This window comes from Blastocatellia bacterium, from assembly GCA_035275065.1.
Classification (GTDB): Bacteria; Acidobacteriota; Blastocatellia; order UBA7656; family UBA7656; genus DATENM01.
On the sequence record DATENM010000081.1, the window covers coordinates 144,097 to 161,010 of the forward strand.

Consider the following 16,914-nt stretch of genomic DNA (forward strand, 5'->3'; position numbering starts at 1 on the left):
AATTAATGGTCGAGCACACGAACGGTTACGCCGGAGAAGTGGCGAAATCCGCGGCGGTGCAAACCAACGACTCGAAGTACGCAAACTTCACATTGACCATGCGCGCCCGCTTCGTCGGGGAGTCGGGGCCGACGCCGACCGACGCGCCGGTATCGAGCAAGCGCGGCCCGGTTTTCATCGAGCCGACGGATCAATTGATTACCAGCGTGCTGGTCGGCAACACGACCAACACCAGTCTCTACCTGGTCAACAAAGACGCCGCGCCGGTCCACGTCAAATCAGTAGACGCGGGCGGCAAGAATTTCACTGCCACGCTGGTGCCGATTCAGGACGGCAGGCGCTATGAAATCCAGGTGCAGAGCGCCGCGGGCCTCAAGCCGGGCACCTACCGCCAGATGCTCAAGGTGATGACCGACAACGCGACGATGCCGGAGGTTCCTGTGCAGTTGACCATCACGGTCTATCCGCGCATCTTCGCATCGCCGACCTCGATCATCATGCCGCAATTGCCGATCAACGCGGAGCTGGGCGCCATCACCTGGCCCTCGATTACCGTGCGCAAGGTGCAGGCAAGCGGCCTGGAGATCAAGCGCGTCAGCTCGTCGCTCGCCTTCCTGACCCTGACGACCGAAACGCAGAGGGCCGGCGAAGCCTACCAGATTCACATCAAGATCAACGCCGACAAGGTGAAGGCCGGCGACTTCAAAGGCACGATCCGCATCGAGACCAACGACGCAGACATGCCGGTGATCGAAGTCCCCGTGCAAGTCACCCTCAAGTAATCCTGTCCTGACGGTGGCAGCCGTTCGGCGAACGGCTGCCACCGTGATTTGCCTCACAAATCCGCCTTCAGCCCGCCCCCGCGCTTGCCTGCCCTGCCAGCGCCGCTTATCATTCACTTCGAGTGGGAGAGAAAGCCGAAGTCCCGTCATGCCTCACCGAGCGAATCGTGGCCGCAGCCCTCATGCCCGTACTGTGCGAGGAGGTTTAATTCATGCGGAAGCGAGTTCTACTGCTGCTACTGGGCGTTTCGTTACTGTTGGCGGTCTCAGCCACAGGCTTCGTGCCCACCGCGGCGTCGGCGCAGAGCGATCAAGCCATCACGGCGCCGACCGCCCTGCAATTACAAACGGTCATCAGCGGCCTATCCGGCACGGTCTTCGTCACTCATGCGCACGACGGCACTAATCGCCTCTTCATCATCGAACAGGTAGGGCGCATCCGCGTGGCGCAGCCCAGCGATTATTCGACGACGACCGTCTTTCTCGACATCAGCAGCCGCGTCCTAAGCGGCGGCGAGCGCGGATTGCTTGGTCTCGCCTTTCATCCGCAGTACGCCATCAACGGGCGCTTCTTTGTCTATTACACAAGGCAGACGGACGGCGCCTTGACCATCGCCGAATATCACGTCACGCCGGGCAACCCCAACACCGCCGACCCCAACTCTGAAATCGTCATGGGCGGCGCGGGCAGCAACATGCCGATCAATCACTCGGCGAACACCAATCACAACGGCGGCATGATGGCCTTCGGGCCGGACGGCTATCTTTACGCCGGCACGGGCGACGGCGGCTCGGGCGATGACCCGCCGAACAACTCGCAGAATATCAACGTGCTGCTCGGCAAGATGCTGCGCATCGATGTCGACACGCCGAATGGCGCGATTCCCTACTCGTCGCCGCCGAGCAACCCGTTTTACGGCTCGACGCCGGGGGCAGACGAAATCTACGCCTATGGCCTGCGCAATCCCTGGCGCTGGTCGTTTGATCGCGCCACCGGCCAGTTGATCTGCGGCGACGTCGGCCAGAGCGCCCGCGAAGAGATTGATTACATCACCAACGGCGGCAACTACGGCTGGCGAGTGATGGAAGGGATGATCTGTAATCCGAGTTTCAATGGCGGCGTCTGCACGCCGCCGCCGGGCAGCATCCTGCCGATCTTCGACTACACGCACGCTGCGGGGCGCTGCTCGATCACCGGCGGCTATATTTATCGCGGCTACCGCTCGACCGTGCCGGTGAGCGCCTATGTCTATGGCGATTACTGCACGGGCGAAATCTGGCAACTGCAAAGCGGCACGAATGCGCTCTTGCTGGATACGACGCTCAACATCACCTCGTTTGGCGAAGACGAAGCCGGAGAAATCTACGTCGTCGGCCAGAACGGCACGATCAATCGCCTGGCGCAGACGCCCGCCCCGCCGACCTGCACCTATTCGCTGACCGCGACCGGCCAGTTGTTCACGCACGCCGGCGCCGAGGGCAAACTGGCGCTCGCGGCGGCCAGCGACTGCGGCTGGCTGGCGGCGGCCAGTGTGCCGTGGATTACATTGAAGCGGACCAGCGGCGCGGGCAATGACTCGCTCGGCTTTGCGGTGCGTGATAACCTGACGGGCAGCCCGCGCAGCGGCTTGATTCGGCTGGGCGGACAAACCTTCACGGTCTTGCAGGAAGGCGCGCTGACGGAGGCCGACTGTCCCAAGACCTTGTCGCCGTCGTTTACGGTCTTCCCTTCAGCCGGCGGCTCGGACAGCGTGGCGCTAACAGTTGATTCGGGCTGCGCGTGGCAGGCGACGCCGAGCGCTAGTTGGATCACGATTACCTCAAACAGCCTCGGCACCGGCAGCACGACGCTAACTTATTCAATCGCCGCAAACACCACAGGCCAGACTCGCAAGGGGAAAATCACCATCGGCCAGGCGGTGTTCAAGATCAAGCAGCGGCCTTGATGCGATAGAGACTGCGATAGAGATTCATGAAGAAACGGCTTGCCCTTATCTTCACCGGCGGGACTATCTCAATGAGGCATGACGCGGCCATCGGCGGCGCCGTGCCAGCGCTGTCAGGCTCTGAGATTCTCGCCCTCGTCCAAGGCGTAGACGAGGTCGCCGACGTCGAAGTCATCGAGTTTGGGCGTTACCCCGGCCCGCACATGACCTTGCCGCGAATGATCGAGCTATCCGGCGTGGTGCGCGCGACGCTTGAGCGCGACGACATCGGCGGCATCGTCATCACGCACGGCACCGACACGCTCGAAGAGACCGCCTACCTGCTCGACCTGACGACGGCAAGTGATAAGCCCGTCGTTCTGGTCGGCGCCATGCGCAACAGCTCTGAGATGGGCTGGGACGGGCCGCCCAATCTGTTGTCGGCGATGCGCGTGGCGGCGGCAGACACCGCTCGCGGCCTCGGCGTGCTGGTGGCGATGAACGACACCATTCTCGCGGCAAGCGAAGCCACCAAGACGCACAGCGAATCGTTCGACGCGTTCCAGAGCCCGGACTTCGGGCCGCTCGGCGTCGTTGACCGCGGCGAAGTCATCATCCGCCGCTCTGCAATCAAGCGCCGGTACCTGCCTGTCACTCAGACTGTCGAGCCGGTCTTTCTCATCAAGCTGGCCAGCGGCGTTGACGCGACCTTGATTGACGCCGCGACGGATGCGGGCGCGCGCGGGCTGGTCATCGAGGCGCTCGGACGCGGTAACGTGCCGCCGGCGACGCTCAAGGGTCTGCGCCGCGCCGTCGAGCGCCGCCTGCCGGTCGTGCTGGTGTCGCGCTGCCTGCGGGGCCGCGTCTTTGACAGCTACGGCTATGAAGGCGGCGGCAAGCAACTGCGCGAGATGGGTCTCATCTTCGCCGACTTCTTGAATGGCCAGAAGGCGCGCCTCAAACTGTCGCTCGCCTTGAGCCTGACCGATGACCCGGATGAAATCCGCGCCTTCTTTTAATTGCTTGTGGCACATTTGTCGCTTGCGTTTTCGAACGGGCGTTCGATAGAATAGAGCCATAAGCAGGAGCTATTGATTTCGACCGGAGGCGCAAGATGGCTGCAACCTACACGACCGAGACAATCACGCCGAAGTACCACGACGCCATAGTGGACTGGCAGCGGCGCAACTTCTCAGACCTCGCCCTTCTGGAAAAATACTGGGGCGATTACTTCAAAGGCGTGACGCCTTTTGAACTGGTCGCCAAGGTTGGCCAGACGAAATCCGACACCATCGAAGTCGGCCAGTACGCCGGGCGGCGGCGTTTCGAGCGCGCCAAAGAGATGGTCGGCAACACCTTCTTTAGCGCCCGCGATATCATCCGCGCCCAGTGCTCGACCGAGCTGGGCTCGATTCAGCAACACCGCGAAACGCTCGACCAGGCCGTAAGCGATAAGAGCAAGTTCGCCGTCCTCCGCATCATGGCCGAAGAGCTGCGCCACGCCTACCAGATGATCTGGGTGCTGGATCAAGACCCATCGTGGAAGAAGCCAGGGCTCGGCGACGTCGCCAAGCAGACGATTGAGGAGTTGCTGGCGATGGAACTGGGCGGCCACGTTCTTGACGCCTTCAACATTGACTTCGGCGATTTTCTCGACAACATCACCTACGCGACGGTGATCGATCTGGTCGGTAAATATCAGTTGGAGATGCAGCAGGTCTTCAGCTACGCGCCGATGGCCCGCAGCATGGGGCCGATGCTACAGGAAGAAGCCTTCCACCTGGGCAGCGGGCGCACAGTGTTGCGTGAGATTGGCCAGATGGCGGCGCGCGGCGAGGGCGATTACAGCGTCGAAGACATTCAGCGCGCCTTGAATCTCTGGGTGCCGCGCGGCCTGGAGATGTTCGGCAACGAGCACGGCGGCGAAACCGCGATGACCTTCGGCTTCAAGGACAAGACCAACGGCGTGGCGCAGGACGAGTATTACGAAGAGGTGCGCGGCGTCATCCGCAACGTCAACATCGCCATCATTCAAGAGCGCCTTGCCGGCAGCTCGCGTGAAGAGGCGCGGGCGGCGCTCGACGAGATTGAGCGCAGCGGCGACCCGCAAAAGGGGATCAAGCCGGAAGAGCTGCTGCGGGTGCCGAGCAAGAGCTTCTTCCGCAAGCGCGGCCCGGAAGAGGTCGTCTTCAAGCCGTTCGATTACCACGGTCAGTTGCTGACGGAAAACGGCCAGGTGCTGACGCCTGAAGCTTACTTAAACTACCTGGCGGCGGTGCTGCCCGCGAAGTTCATCGGCAGCCGCGAATATCATAAGTTCGTCGCGCAGTTGCGCGAGTATCACGGCCTCAACTGATAACGTGCTTGTGGTGCGTGAGTCAGGCTTTCGTTAATGCGCCGCCTTATCGTTGGCTGAGTAAGTAGATGTCCCAGGCCCAGCGGCCAATGTGCGCGCCGTGTGCGTCATAGGCTTTTGCGCGGTAGCGGAACCAGTTGCCTTGCTCGTCACGCCGCCTCGATTCTTTGTAATCCAGATCAAGTGTATAGACTCCGAGTGATAGGAGGCTGTGGAGTTCGCCCGGCTCAGACATGCCGTTGTGATTCGTGTCTTGCCAGAGCAGCAAAGAGGGGAAGACCGCGTCACGCCGGTCGATGACGCCATCGCCATTGCCGCCATTAGCGGGTTTGTCGAATTCGGCTAGGGCGATGAAGCCGTTGGGCTGGGGCGAAGGCGGCTGCGGTGTGAAGCTGCCGAACAACTCTGAGCCATTATCGATGCGGCCATTGCCATTGCGGTCAAGAGCGAGGAAAGCATCATCTGAGCCAGCAGCCGTCCAGGCCATTGGTTGGGCGATGCCAGTGCTCTTAAGATCAAAGCTGACGCCGCCGCTGATGTCGGTGAGGGCGAAGCCATTACCGAGCATGTCAATAAGAATCGGGCTGCACTCGCAATCGCAGATCGAGCCGTCCCAGTAGCAACCGTATTGCGCGCCACCGCAGTTCTGCGGCGGGCAATAGCCGCCTCCCAGTTCGTCGCCGCGGCTACCGCAGTCAGGCCCCTGGTACGTCTTGATCTTTACAGTTTCGGTAGAACCACAGTAGTAAGAGAACGAGGCGGTAGCCCCACCAAGATTGTTACTGCCACAGGTAAGATTAGACACGACGTATGAGCCGGCACCGCAAGCTATCGGTATACTCTGGCAGTTGGTAGTGCCTGATATTGAACAACTGAGAGTACAATCAAGATTGACACATTTATGGCCTTCAAAATCGGTATAGAGTTCACACCTTGGTGAACAGGCGGCCCATACGGTGAATACATTTTTTATCAGCGGGATGGTCAAAATTACGATGAGCAGAAATAGCAACTGAGCATATCGCTTCATTGCACTCGTCTCCATCCTGATGCGTCAAAAGGCCGTCTGATTTCCGTTTCAATTTGAGTAGACCCATGATCAATATAGGAATGGCGCAATCGTTCGCGGACTGCACTGACCCCGAGTTGAAAGCCATTTACCCACTCGGGCGAGCGGTTAGAGGGTGGGATAACATCTGCGGCGTTTGATTCAATAGAACTTATTACGGCGACAGGGCCACCGGATTTCAAGACTTTGTTGAACAATTTTAACGCTGCGCGCGCACCGACACGCATGCCAGCTAGCTTTTCGCCGGATTGAAAGCCATCAGGTCCCCAGGTTACGCCGTCCGTGAATTCGACAAAGTCAATGATAATTTTGATGACCTTGATGGGGTCGGAGTAGCGGACGCCGTCGCCAAGGGTTACTTGCTTGAATTGCCCGGGCTGGAAGATCGCCTGAACCGAAATGGCATTACTAAGGTCTACACCGCCCTTTTGCCATTTTTCTCCCAAGACATCGAAACGGACTGCATAAGCACTAATCGGGTACGTACTCACATTGGTCAACGTCAGTTCCACTTCCGGTATGTAAGCAGTCAGCGAATCCGTATTGATTTGCGAGACACGTAGCGGTGAATCGGCCTGCGTTTCTACCGAAACTGCGGGGCGGGACATGGATAGTATCGTTGCCTGAGAATCTTTGCTGGACAATCCTGAGGATGCACTGACACCAAAAATGGCAATGCAGAGGAAACTCAGCACAAGAGGGATCGCATAACCGGTTTTTGACTTAGCTTGGTGCTTCATACAAGTCTCCTGTCGCCGCCAGAAAGTTTGCGGCAATGATCTTACAACGTCCCGGCCTCACCGCCTGGCTATTTCGATTCTCGGCTCAGACGGCTTGGAGCCATCACGTCTCTGCCACGGTAGCTCTCGTGTTTGCCTGCGGCAAAGTCGGCCCGGATGTAGTCAACTTCGATTGGCTGGCCTGGCTCCAGTTGGCCCATCAACAGGAAGTCGTGGGCGGAAATCACCTCTTTGCCGTTCCATGCGGTGATGACATCGCCCTTCCGCAACCCCATTCGTTCGGCTGGACTTCCTGGCTCCACTTTGTAAACTACAAACCCTATGCCGCCGACAACGCCCAGACCAGAGCGGTTCGGAATATCCCCATTATGCTGATCTTCTAGCCGTTCGTATGGCCGCTGTAACTCCTGTTGCGCCGAGTGCCCGCGGCCAGTCAGAATCGAACCCAGGAAAAAGGCGACCCCCGCCAGGACGAGTGCCGCGATGATTTTAGTGAGTTTCATTTTATCCTCCCATGACTCATTGCGTGTTGATTGATCTCCGGAAGCAGGTGGCACAGCAGCGACCGTTCGCGCCGTCCCCACACCCGGATGTGTAGTCGTTAATCTGAATGCAGTTGCACCCCGGCTCGCCGCGACAGTAGAAATAATATTTAACGTGGTCGCATTGGCCGAAAGGGTCTCCTCCGAGTTGGGCGACGGCCAGCGTAGGCACGCTCCTAGATTTGGCTGTTGCCTTGCCCTGCCAGGTCCCAAGAAGAAAACAAGACAATATCAATAGTACAAAGGCCAGCTTTCTCATGTTCACCTCTTTGAGAGGTCTCGTGCGTTCGCTACCAGAGAACAATTCTCCAGCGCGACCTTGCGGTATCGGTTATTTCTGAAGCGACCAGGTCTCTTTGAAACAGGCTCAGGCGCTTATCAGAGAACGCATCAGGTTGATGGGCAGCCACATTAAAGTCTGCTGTAGCCAAGTATCAGCCCAAACGCTTGATCGAGCAAGCAAAAAAAGGTGGCTAAAACTACTGTTTAGTGGCTAATTCTACCGTTTTCTTTCTGACGGCTCATTTGCGGTAAGCAGGGACGCCGACCGACGCGCCCGGTATTGCGAGGGCGTCTGGCCGAAGAACTTTTTGAAATCCTGAAAAAAGTACCGCTGATCCTGGCAGCCGACGGCAAGCTGAATCTGCTTGATCCTCATTGCCGGGTCTTGCAGCAGTGCGCAGGCTTTCTCCATTCGCAAGTTCTTGAGATATTGCATCGGCGGCAGGCCCAGTTCGGCCTTGAACAAATTGTGGAGGCGCGAAGGCGATAAACCGGTGATCTCGCCCACGCGTATCTGCCGATGCAGATTGGCAGCGAAGAACTCTAAGACGCTTTGTATCTTCCGGTTCATGTTTGAACCTCACCGATGGCTCTCGAAACTGGGGAAGCGGCAAGCGAAATAAGGAGCAATTGAAAATCAGCGATGCAGTATGCGAACTTAATCCATTAATCCGACGGGCTGGCAGAGCCAGAGGCTTTTAAGATAATCCAATAGGTGTTTGTGGTCAATGACATTCGCCGACAATTTGGCTTAACCGGCGGTCGCCAGTGTTCTATTGGCATGCCGCGATGTCCGGCGCGGTTGCGGCGTCGTGGGTGGAGATGCTAAGTTGTCGCTTTTAATCATGAAGCAGAAACCCGCGAATTCCCGCGCCTTTTTTGCCATCTATCTGGCAATCGCCATCAGCTATGTCGGCGTCGGCCTGGTGGCGCCGCTGATCGCGCTGGTGCTCGGCGAGCACGGCGAGAACAACTTCGTCATCGGCCTGATCGGCACGACGATGTTCACGACCTTCACGCTGGCGTCGTTCCCCGTCGGCGCGGCGACTGACCGCTTTGGGCCGAAGCTTGTGCTGGTCGGCGGGCTCATCGTCTACGGCGCGGCGATTGCCCTGTTCGCGATGCGGCTGACGACGCCGCTCTTCTTCGCCGCGCGAGCCCTCGAAGGCGTCGGCGCGGCGGCGATCTCGGTCGCGACCGAGACCATGATCGGCAAGTTGAGCGCCCCGGACGAACGCGCCCGACGCATGAGTTATTACGCGCTGTCGGTCGGCCTGGGCTGGGCGGTCGGCCCGATAAGCGGCACGCTGCTGTACAGCCTCAACCCCCGCACGCCTTTCATTGCATGCTTCGCGCTGAGTCTGCTGGCGGCGCTCATCGCTCAAGTAATGATTCCCCAGGTCGGCTCGACTTCGCATCACGTCGAATCGCTTACCCGCGTCTTCAGCAAAGCCATACTGGTGCCGGCATCTGCGGGCATGCTTTATGGCTATCTCATGTCTTCGCTGGTGACGCTGGTGCCGCGTTACCTGACGCAAGTCCTGGAGGCAAGCAGCAAACAGATGGGGATCATCCTCACTGCGGTCATTGCTGGCGTACTGGTCAGCCAGGTGCCGATGGGCCGCGCGGCGGATCGCTTCGGCAAGCGCCGCATGCTCTTCGTCTGCGCGGTTATGGTTGCCATCTCGTTCGCGCTGATGGCGGCGATCAGCAACTGGCGGTGGTTTATTCCCACAGGGATCGTCGCCGGGGCGATGGCCGGCGGCCTCTACCCGCTCGGCCTGGCGATCATCGGCACGCTCGTCCCGCACAAACGGCTGGGCGCGGCCCATTCGTTATTCTCGCTCGCCTTCGGCATCGGCAGTCTGATGGGACCGGGGCTGTCAGGGCTGGCGATGACTCACTTCGGCGACCGCTGGCTGTTTTACCTGCCACTCGCGTTAGCAACTTTATTCGCCATTGAAATACTTTTCCTTTACAAAGCGACGTCGCCGCATCGGGCGTCCTGAGCCATGCAGTCTCAGAAAAGCAGGGCGATGCGCAATCTTTCAATGTAGCGCGCCAGGTGGCCTGCGTAGCCCGCAAGACGCCAATCAACGGTCGCCCTGCCCTCCGGTTTGTGAGCCGCGTGACCGGCCTGCGTAGCGCCCCCTTTTTCCCATTGTCCTGGCACAGCCGTCCAACTGTCATATCCCCTCTCGGGCGAAGTAACTGAAGTTTTGTTTCTTTGCGGCGCATCCCGTGGCGCCAAGCGCATCATTGTAATATGGATAACGAGAGAACCAACCGTACTCCACTACCTTCAGGCGAAGCAAGAGGGTGGCTTGCGTCACAGACTGCCGCCATGATAATGAAAGAGTCTAGGGGATAAACAAATCGACTCAACCGAAGCTTTGCTGAATCTTTGAGAGCTGCTGCGCCTTAGCCGCTAAAAATATTAAGCAGCAGCTTAGCAAATTACGCAATAACCTGGGTGGAAAAGAGGAGATGACATTGGCAACTGCTGCAAAATCGAAAGCAAAAGCGCCGGCCCGGAAGAAGCGAACCAAAGGCACAAGCGATAAAATCCGGGCGCTGGCCGCTATGAGCGTAGGCCGCAAGGTCGGCTATCTGACCCTCGCAGACCTGACCGGCGGCGACGACCCGAAGATCGAGAACGCCATCAACGAGCTGGCGCGCAAAACCTTCAAGCCGGGCGACACGGTCTACCCGAGCAACGTCAAGCAGGGCACCCTGTTCCTGCTCAAGAGTGGGCGCGTGCAGGTCAACCGCACCTCGGCAAACGGCACGACGCATACCGTCAAGACGCTCGAACCGGGCACCATCTTCGGCGACGCGCCGGCGCTCGGCCAGGGCATGTTCGGCACGACCGCGACCGCCGTCGAGCCGACGAAGGTGATTGTCATTGCGCCGGCGGATTTTGATCGGCTGGTGGCCGGCTCGCCGGAGCTTGCCATCAACATCCTGCGCAAAGTTGGCAGCCGGCTGGTCGAGGCCGACCGCCAGCACGAGCAGGCGGCGTTCCAGCCGGTAGCCGGGCGCATTGCCGCCATGCTGCTGACCAACGCCGACAAGCAGGGCAACGTCAGCGGCCAGACTCAACAACAGATCGCTGAAACGCTCGGCGTCTACCGCGAGACCGTTACGAACGCTATCGGGGAGATGAAGGCCGAGAAAGTCATTTCAGTGGGCCGCAAACGCATCACCATTCAGGACGCCGACCGCCTGCGCAAGATGGCGGCCATTTAACTTGATCGATCCGAGTGATTGCTAATAGGCCGGGCGATTTGTAGAATAGGGTGTGCTGGTAGGACACGCCGGAGCTCGGCCCTATGCAAATTCTTTGGATCATCATTCTCGTCGGCTACGCGATTTGTGTAGCGCAGTCCATTTTCACGCTAACGACGAAGCGGCCAGCGTTGCGGCGGTTTTCGCTTGCAACGCTGGCCGTTGCTTTCGGCGCGCACACTAGCTGGTTGGTACTTAGAGGGCTGCACACGGGCCGCTGCCCGCTGGTCGGCACGCAGGAGATGTGCGCTTTCCTCTCCTGGGGGCTGGTCATCTGCTACCTGATCGCCTCCCGCTGGTATAACGCCAACGCCCTGAAAGCTTTCATCTTTCCCATCGTCCTGGTGCTTGCGGCGATTGCCGCGATCTCGCCGAATACCGCAGGGCAGTTGCAGAGCATTCAAGGTCCGCTCCAACGTCTTCTCTTCCCGGTTCATGCGGGGTTGATTTTGCTGGCCTATGCGGCGTTCTTCATCGCCTTCGGGGCCGGGTTGATGTACATCATTCAGGAGCGCGAGCTGAAGCAGCGGCGCTTTGGCATGATCTTCTACAAGCTGCCGTCGCTCGACACCTGCGACGCCATCAGCTTCAAGGCGCTGGCCATCGGTTTCGTGCTGCTGACGCTCGGCATCGCCGCCGGGTTCTACTGGCAGGGCTTGGGTGACGGACGGTTCTGGCACGGCACACCGATTGAGATTTTTTCGGTCGTCACCTGGGTCATCTATTTTTTCTTTATCCAGACGCGAATGAACGCACGATGGGGCGGACGCGCGGCGGCGCTGGCTTCCATCGTCAGTTTTCTAATCGTTATCTTCAGCCTCATCGGCTTGCGGTCTTTAGGCAATTTGCACACGCTCAGCTTCATCATTGGTTCGTAGTCAATGAACATTGTTCTCATCGGATTGAGTCATAAGACCGCGCCGGTCGAGATGCGCGAGCGGCTGGCGTTCGCCGAAGCGCGGCTGTCGGACGCCCTCGGCAGCCTGGTGGATCAAGAAGTCGTCGAAGAAGGGCTGATCGTTTCGACCTGCAACCGCGTCGAGCTACTTGCCACCACGGCCAACGGCCCCGACCGTGGCATCCACCACCTCGAAGAGTTCGTTTGCGATTTTCACCAACTGCCGCCCGACTCGCTGAATGGCCATCTCTACCGCCACGCCGACGCCGCGGCAATCAAACACCTGTTCCGCGTCGCTTCGAGCCTCGATTCGCTGGTTGTCGGCGAATCGCAGATTCTCGGCCAGGTGAAGGAGGCTTATCAGCACGCCGCCGACGCCGGCACCGTCGGACGTGTGCTGAGCCAGTTGATGAATCGCGCCATCAACGTCGCCAAGCGCGTGCGCACCGAAACCGGCATCGCGCAGAACCCTGTCTCCGTAAGCTCGGTCGCCGTCGAGCTGGCGCGCAAGATTTTCAACGACCTTTCAAACAAATCCGTGCTGCTGGTCGGCGCAGGCGAGATGGGCGAGCTGGCGGCGCGCAACCTCATCGATGCCGGCACCAGTAAACTGCTCGTCACCAACCGCACGGCGGCGCGCGCCGAAGAGATCGCCCGGCAGTTCGGCGGCGGCGCCGTCAGCTTCGAAGCGTTTTATGATGTGCTGCCCGCCGCCGACATCGTCCTCTGTTCGACGGGCGCGGCGGATTACGTCATCCGCCCGGCGGAGGCTCGCCGGGCGCTCAAAGGCCGCCGCCGCGGGCCGCTGCTGTTTATAGACATCTCGGTGCCGCGTAATGTTGACCCCGCTATCGCCCATCTGGATAACTGCTTTCTGTTCGATGTGGATGACCTGGAAACGGTCGTCAAGGCGAATATCCGCGAGCGCCAGAAGGAAGCGGCGGTCGCTGAAGCCATCATCGAAACGGAAGTCGAAAACTTCCTCAAGCAGATGCGCGCTTTCGACATCGGCCCGGCGGTCGTCGAAGTCAAACAGCTGCTCGGGCAGATGGCGACGAACGAGTTCAAGCGCAACCGCAAGCGGCTGGGGGCGCTGACGCCAGAGCAGGAAGCGGCGATTCAAGAGGTGCTGCTGCCGGCGCTGGTCAACAAGCTCTCGCATCCGGTCATCGTCCACTTGCGCGAAGCGGCCCGCGACGGCGATTCGACCCGCGTGCTGGAAGAGTTGCGAAAAATGATTCGCATTGATTGAGCCTTTATCGAAGCGGAAGGGTTACCTTGAGTCAGACCATCACCATCGGGACACGTGGCAGCAAGCTGGCGCTGTGGCAAACCAACTGGGTGAAAGGCGAGCTGGAGCGCCTCAATCCCGGCCTGCAAGTCAACCTCGAAATCATCTCGACCAAAGGCGACCGCGTGCTTGACGTGTCGTTGCCGAAGCTCGGCGAGCAAGGCAAGGGGCTGTTCACTAAAGAGCTTGAGGAAGCCATCCGCGAGCGCCGCGTCGATCTGGCGGTTCATAGCCTGAAAGATTTGCCGACAGAGCTGCCCGCCGACCTCCACATCGGCGCGATCAGCAGGCGCGAAGACGTGCGCGACGCGCTGGCGGCGCGCAGCGGCATTCGGAATTTCAGCGAGCTTCCGCGAAACGCGCTGGTCGGCACCAGCAGCCTGCGCCGCCAGGCGCAGATTCGCGCGGCGCGCCCGGACTTGCGGCTTGAGCCGATTCGCGGCAACGTCGACACGCGATTGCGCAAGCTCGATGACGGCCAGTTCGACGCCATCATTTTGGCCGCCGCCGGTTTGCACCGGCTGGGATTTGCCGAGCGCATCACCGAGCATCTGAGCCCGCAGCTGGTGCTTCCGGCAGTCGGCCAAGGCGCGCTGGCAATCGAAACGCGCAGCGATGACGCCACGGTGAATGAACTGGTCGGTCAATTAAACCACGAAGCGACATGGCTGGCGTGTCAGGCAGAGCGCGCTTTCTTGAAGGGACTTGGCGGCGGCTGCCTGGTGCCGATTGCCGCGCATGCCGTGATCGAATCAGCGTCGCTCAAGCTGACGGGACTGGTCGCCAGCACCGATGGCACCGAGATCGTTCGCGGCACGGTCGCGGGCGCGTCCGAGGAGGCCGAAGCGCTGGGCAAGCGGCTGGCCGAAGAGTTAATCGCACAGGGCGCGGATCGCATATTGGCTCGCGGTTAACCGCGCTGGCTTCGCCCCGCTAAGGTTTCTCCACCCTCCTCACTTGACGCGCATACCGTATTTGCTTGCCAGGATCGGGCGAATCCGTAGCACCGTGCGATTGATGATCGAGCTGACGGCGGGCTCGGTCAGCGCGCCGCCAAGCGTCCTGACGATTTCAGCCGGCCCGATTCCTTCAAAGAAGCGCAGCTTAAAAATCAGTATGTCGCGCGCGCCATTGCGGCCCTTCATGACGGCGCCGAGCGCCTCTTCAATCTCGGCTTGCGTCACCGCGAGGTCGCGTTGCGCGTCGGGCGATGACGAAGCGATATCGAAGCCCTCTTTGGCCAGCATCTGATCACTGTCGCTAGTCAACTGGTCGAGCGAGAATGTCACCCGCGGACGCTTCAGCGCCAGCACGACGCGGAAGTGATCGCGTACGACGTTGGCGGCGATGATGCCAAGGTACTGGAAGATCGAGTTGTCGAACTCGCCGGCGAAACGTTCGAGCGTGCCAGGGTCATTGATGAGCTTGGCATAAACCGCCTGCACTAGATCATCGTCGGTCGCGTCCGGGTTCTGTTGTTTCAGCTCGGGGTCTGTATATAGCCTTTGCTTTAAGGTACGCGTGACGAAGGCGCGAATCGTCGGGTGGTAGCGGCGAACGAACTCCTGCCAGGCGTCCTCGTCCACTGGCCGAACGGCGCAGCGACGCAATAGCTCATTTACGGTCAGCTCTCTCAGTGCCGAAGCCATAATCCCCTATTTGCCTGATTCTAATGATCTGCGGTGCGCTCGACTTACCGGTTGCTTGCTTTGCTGCGTTTTTTAATCCGGCCAATTGGATTACAGAGGCCCCGCACAAGAGCCGTGAAAGTATAGCAAATCACCTTGGCGACCTGACAGCCAAAACGCCGCGCAGACAATCTTCGAGCGGATTGCGCTTGGGTTTGTCCTGTGGCGCAATGCGGTTAGATTGCGCGAGTCGCGGCGCAATCTAACAGATTGCGCCACGTCCAACAGATCAAGAATTATTGCGCCGCGGGAAATGATTGAGCGGGCCATGCCCATGACCTAAGGCCGGGGCATGGCGAATGGCTTCGACAATATAATGCTTGGCTTGCTCGATGGCTCCGGCAAGCGAATGGCCGCGCGCCAACAAGGTCGCCACCGCTGCCGCCAGCGTACACCCGGTGCCGTGCGTGCTTGACGAGGTGACGCGCTCGGCGGCAAACAGCCGCGCGCCCTCATCGTCGAGCAGCAGGTCTGTGGCCGTTTCAGCCATCACATCACCGCCTTTGACGAGAACGGCGCGCGCGCCCATCGCGCGAATTGCTGCGGCGGCCTGCTGCATCGTTTCGAGATTGATAATCCGAATGCCGGTCAGGCGCTCGGCTTCAGCGGCGTTGGGTGTAACGACGGTCGCCAGCCGAAAGAGCTTTTCTACCAGCACAGCCAGGGCGCGGTCATCTACCAGGTCAAAGCCGCTCGTGCTGCGAACCACCGGGTCAACGACCAGCGGAGCGAGGCGGCGGTTGCGGATGATGGCGGCGACTTCTTCGATCACTTCGGCGGTCGGCAGCATGCCGGTCTTGACGGCAGCGATCTGAAAATCTTCGAGCAGCGGTTCGATCTGCCGGCGAATGATCTCGCGGCTCTGGTGGGTTGCGCCGAAAACGCCGAGGGTGTTTTGAAAAGTCAGGCTGCTGATGGCGGCGACACCAAAGCCGCCCATCGCCGAGATCGCTTTGATGTCTGCAAGGATGCCTGCGCCGCCCGAAGGGTCAAACCCGGCAATCGTCATCACCACCGGCGGTTGGTATTCGCTCATCTCGTCCGACTCATCGCGCATCATGCACCTGGCGGCTCGATTTAATCTTCTGGACGAGCCCGCTCAAATCATCCGCTTCGACAAACATCGAGATCGCGGCGACACCGGCGGCCCCGGCGTTTAGCACCTCATGAAAGTTAATCGGCTTGATCCCGCCGAGCGCAATCACCGGGATCGTCAATTGTTCAACTACCGCTCGCAAAGCGGCCAGGCCGACCGGCGGCCCATAAGCCTTCTTGCTGTCGGTCTCAAACACCGGCCCGAAGACGATAAAGTCGGCGCCGCCGCGCTCGGCCTCGCTCGCTTCCTGTAGGGTGTGCGTTGAAGCGCCAATCAGCAACGATTCACCAAAAGCGCGGCGCACGGCATCAGGCGGCAGAGAGCGCGTCGTAAGATGGACGCCGGCCCCTGCACAAGCGGCCACGTCGGCACGATCATTGATGAGCAGGGCCGCGCCTGTAACCTGAGCAAGCGGTGCGATGGCATCGGCAATGGCGAGCGTGGCGCGCGGCGCAAGGTCGCGCTCGCGCAGTTGAATCAGGTCAACGCCCGCGGCAATGGCGGCGCGCAGGAAATCAATCAACGCCGCCGTTTCCGGGGCGCGGCTCCGGGGCTTCAGTTGCCGCCGGTCGCTGATCAAGTAGACGAGTGGCGTCTGCCGTTTGAGGATTGCTTTCATGGCTCTGCCATCGCTGTTGAAAGCTGCGTGTGGTGCGTGTAAAGTTCGCGGCTTCCCACATGCCGATCAGGATGTTGACCACTCCCAGGCCGGTCACCGCGCCGCGCATATAAGAACTTTTCATCGCCATTGCCAGCGACGGCCAGTGGAGGTGATCGGCGGCCAGCACCAGTAAGTAGTTTTCACCCCACGACGGGCGTTGTACCCACGGCAGGATAATCAGCAGCGCGCCGATCTCGAAACAGATCAGGATGAAGAAGATGATGGTCAGCTTGGCGGACATATTGAATCAGGAGTCAGGAGTCAGGAGTCAGGAGTCAGAATAAGAGAGGCGGCAG

Annotated in this window: 17 protein-coding genes; 9 read left to right on the plus strand and 8 right to left on the minus strand. The window is 59.9% G+C overall.

The window, feature by feature from the left end; translation table 11 throughout:
* Positions 1 to 5 precede the first annotated feature (5 nt).
* The 4 genes from VJ464_18780 (at position 6) to VJ464_18795 (ending at position 5,063) form a co-directional block, all read left to right on the plus strand.
* A complete protein-coding gene (locus tag VJ464_18780; protein ID HKQ07181.1) occupies positions 6 to 782 on the plus strand; it encodes a hypothetical protein in 777 nt (258 codons plus the stop codon).
* A gap of 212 nt (positions 783 to 994) precedes the next feature.
* Positions 995 to 2,728, plus strand: a complete 1,734-nt coding sequence (locus VJ464_18785) for a PQQ-dependent sugar dehydrogenase (GenBank protein HKQ07182.1) — start codon at positions 995 to 997, stop codon at positions 2,726 to 2,728.
* A gap of 26 nt (positions 2,729 to 2,754) precedes the next feature.
* Complete coding sequence (locus VJ464_18790) at positions 2,755 to 3,726, plus strand: asparaginase (protein HKQ07183.1); 972 nt, start codon at positions 2,755 to 2,757, stop codon at positions 3,724 to 3,726.
* A 95-nt stretch (positions 3,727 to 3,821) separates the two neighbouring features.
* Positions 3,822 to 5,063, plus strand: coding sequence for a Phenylacetic acid catabolic protein (locus VJ464_18795; GenBank protein ID HKQ07184.1), 1,242 nt, complete (start codon positions 3,822 to 3,824; stop codon positions 5,061 to 5,063).
* A gap of 46 nt (positions 5,064 to 5,109) precedes the next feature.
* On the opposite strand, the gene VJ464_18800 is transcribed toward VJ464_18795, so the two are convergent.
* The 4 genes from VJ464_18800 to VJ464_18815 form a co-directional block, all read right to left on the minus strand.
* On the minus strand, positions 5,110 to 6,093 hold the full coding sequence (locus VJ464_18800; protein HKQ07185.1) for a hypothetical protein: 984 nt from the start codon (positions 6,091 to 6,093) through the stop codon (positions 5,110 to 5,112).
* Positions 6,090 to 6,872, minus strand: a complete 783-nt coding sequence (locus tag VJ464_18805) for a hypothetical protein (protein ID HKQ07186.1) — start codon at positions 6,870 to 6,872, stop codon at positions 6,090 to 6,092. The genes VJ464_18800 and VJ464_18805 overlap by 4 nt, the downstream gene beginning before the upstream one ends.
* 68 nt (positions 6,873 to 6,940) lie before the next feature.
* Complete coding sequence (locus VJ464_18810) at positions 6,941 to 7,375, minus strand: PDZ domain-containing protein (GenBank protein ID HKQ07187.1); 435 nt, start codon at positions 7,373 to 7,375, stop codon at positions 6,941 to 6,943.
* Between the two features lie 538 nt (positions 7,376 to 7,913).
* The gene (locus tag VJ464_18815; protein ID HKQ07188.1) at positions 7,914 to 8,204 is read right to left on the minus strand and encodes a helix-turn-helix transcriptional regulator; all 291 of its coding nucleotides are present in this window, start codon (positions 8,202 to 8,204) and stop codon (positions 7,914 to 7,916) included.
* Positions 8,205 to 8,526: 322 nt separating this feature from the next.
* On the opposite strand from VJ464_18815, the gene VJ464_18820 reads away from it, so the two are divergent.
* The 5 genes from VJ464_18820 (at position 8,527) to hemC (ending at position 14,087) form a co-directional block, all read left to right on the plus strand.
* Complete coding sequence (locus VJ464_18820) at positions 8,527 to 9,705, plus strand: MFS transporter (GenBank protein HKQ07189.1); 1,179 nt, start codon at positions 8,527 to 8,529, stop codon at positions 9,703 to 9,705.
* Positions 9,706 to 10,189: 484 nt separating this feature from the next.
* Positions 10,190 to 10,945, plus strand: coding sequence for a Crp/Fnr family transcriptional regulator (locus tag VJ464_18825; GenBank protein HKQ07190.1), 756 nt, complete (start codon positions 10,190 to 10,192; stop codon positions 10,943 to 10,945).
* 83 nt (positions 10,946 to 11,028) lie between these two features.
* A complete protein-coding gene (gene ccsA, locus VJ464_18830; GenBank protein HKQ07191.1) occupies positions 11,029 to 11,862 on the plus strand; it encodes a cytochrome c biogenesis protein CcsA in 834 nt (277 codons plus the stop codon).
* A gap of 3 nt (positions 11,863 to 11,865) precedes the next feature.
* Complete coding sequence (gene hemA, locus VJ464_18835; protein HKQ07192.1) at positions 11,866 to 13,134, plus strand: glutamyl-tRNA reductase; 1,269 nt, start codon at positions 11,866 to 11,868, stop codon at positions 13,132 to 13,134.
* Between the two features lie 26 nt (positions 13,135 to 13,160).
* Complete coding sequence (gene hemC, locus VJ464_18840; protein ID HKQ07193.1) at positions 13,161 to 14,087, plus strand: hydroxymethylbilane synthase; 927 nt, start codon at positions 13,161 to 13,163, stop codon at positions 14,085 to 14,087.
* A gap of 39 nt (positions 14,088 to 14,126) precedes the next feature.
* Here the strand turns inward: hemC and VJ464_18845 are convergent, their stop codons facing one another.
* The 4 genes from VJ464_18845 to VJ464_18860 all read right to left on the minus strand — a co-directional run bounded on the left by VJ464_18845 (position 14,127) and on the right by VJ464_18860 (position 16,859).
* On the minus strand, positions 14,127 to 14,822 hold the full coding sequence (locus tag VJ464_18845) for a sigma-70 family RNA polymerase sigma factor (protein HKQ07194.1): 696 nt from the start codon (positions 14,820 to 14,822) through the stop codon (positions 14,127 to 14,129).
* Positions 14,823 to 15,090: 268 nt separating this feature from the next.
* On the minus strand, positions 15,091 to 15,897 hold the full coding sequence (gene thiD / locus VJ464_18850) for a bifunctional hydroxymethylpyrimidine kinase/phosphomethylpyrimidine kinase (GenBank protein ID HKQ07195.1): 807 nt from the start codon (positions 15,895 to 15,897) through the stop codon (positions 15,091 to 15,093).
* Between the two features lie 10 nt (positions 15,898 to 15,907).
* Positions 15,908 to 16,576, minus strand: coding sequence for a thiamine phosphate synthase (thiE, locus tag VJ464_18855; protein HKQ07196.1), 669 nt, complete (start codon positions 16,574 to 16,576; stop codon positions 15,908 to 15,910).
* On the minus strand, positions 16,473 to 16,859 hold the full coding sequence (locus VJ464_18860; GenBank protein ID HKQ07197.1) for a hypothetical protein: 387 nt from the start codon (positions 16,857 to 16,859) through the stop codon (positions 16,473 to 16,475). Before VJ464_18860 ends, thiE begins: the two co-directional genes overlap by 104 nt.
* Positions 16,860 to 16,914: the final 55 nt, after the last annotated feature.

What these genes read in the sequence shown, in the direction of transcription:
- VJ464_18780 (HKQ07181.1), top strand. Translation starts at nt 6, where the DNA reads ATGGTCGAGCACACGAACGGTTACGCCGGAGAAGTGGCGAAATCCGCG.
- VJ464_18785 (HKQ07182.1), top strand. Translation starts at nt 995, where the DNA reads ATGCGGAAGCGAGTTCTACTGCTGCTACTGGGCGTTTCGTTACTGTTG.
- VJ464_18790 (HKQ07183.1), top strand. Translation starts at nt 2,755, where the DNA reads ATGAAGAAACGGCTTGCCCTTATCTTCACCGGCGGGACTATCTCAATG.
- VJ464_18795 (HKQ07184.1), top strand. Translation starts at nt 3,822, where the DNA reads ATGGCTGCAACCTACACGACCGAGACAATCACGCCGAAGTACCACGAC.
- VJ464_18800 (HKQ07185.1), bottom strand. Translation starts at nt 6,093, where the DNA reads ATGAAGCGATATGCTCAGTTGCTATTTCTGCTCATCGTAATTTTGACC.
- VJ464_18805 (HKQ07186.1), bottom strand. Translation starts at nt 6,872, where the DNA reads ATGAAGCACCAAGCTAAGTCAAAAACCGGTTATGCGATCCCTCTTGTG.
- VJ464_18810 (HKQ07187.1), bottom strand. Translation starts at nt 7,375, where the DNA reads ATGAAACTCACTAAAATCATCGCGGCACTCGTCCTGGCGGGGGTCGCC.
- ccsA (HKQ07191.1), top strand. Translation starts at nt 11,029, where the DNA reads ATGCAAATTCTTTGGATCATCATTCTCGTCGGCTACGCGATTTGTGTA.
- hemA (HKQ07192.1), top strand. Translation starts at nt 11,866, where the DNA reads ATGAACATTGTTCTCATCGGATTGAGTCATAAGACCGCGCCGGTCGAG.
- VJ464_18845 (HKQ07194.1), bottom strand. Translation starts at nt 14,822, where the DNA reads ATGGCTTCGGCACTGAGAGAGCTGACCGTAAATGAGCTATTGCGTCGC.
- thiD (HKQ07195.1), bottom strand. Translation starts at nt 15,897, where the DNA reads ATGAGCGAATACCAACCGCCGGTGGTGATGACGATTGCCGGGTTTGAC.
- thiE (HKQ07196.1), bottom strand. Translation starts at nt 16,576, where the DNA reads ATGAAAGCAATCCTCAAACGGCAGACGCCACTCGTCTACTTGATCAGC.
- VJ464_18860 (HKQ07197.1), bottom strand. Translation starts at nt 16,859, where the DNA reads ATGTCCGCCAAGCTGACCATCATCTTCTTCATCCTGATCTGTTTCGAG.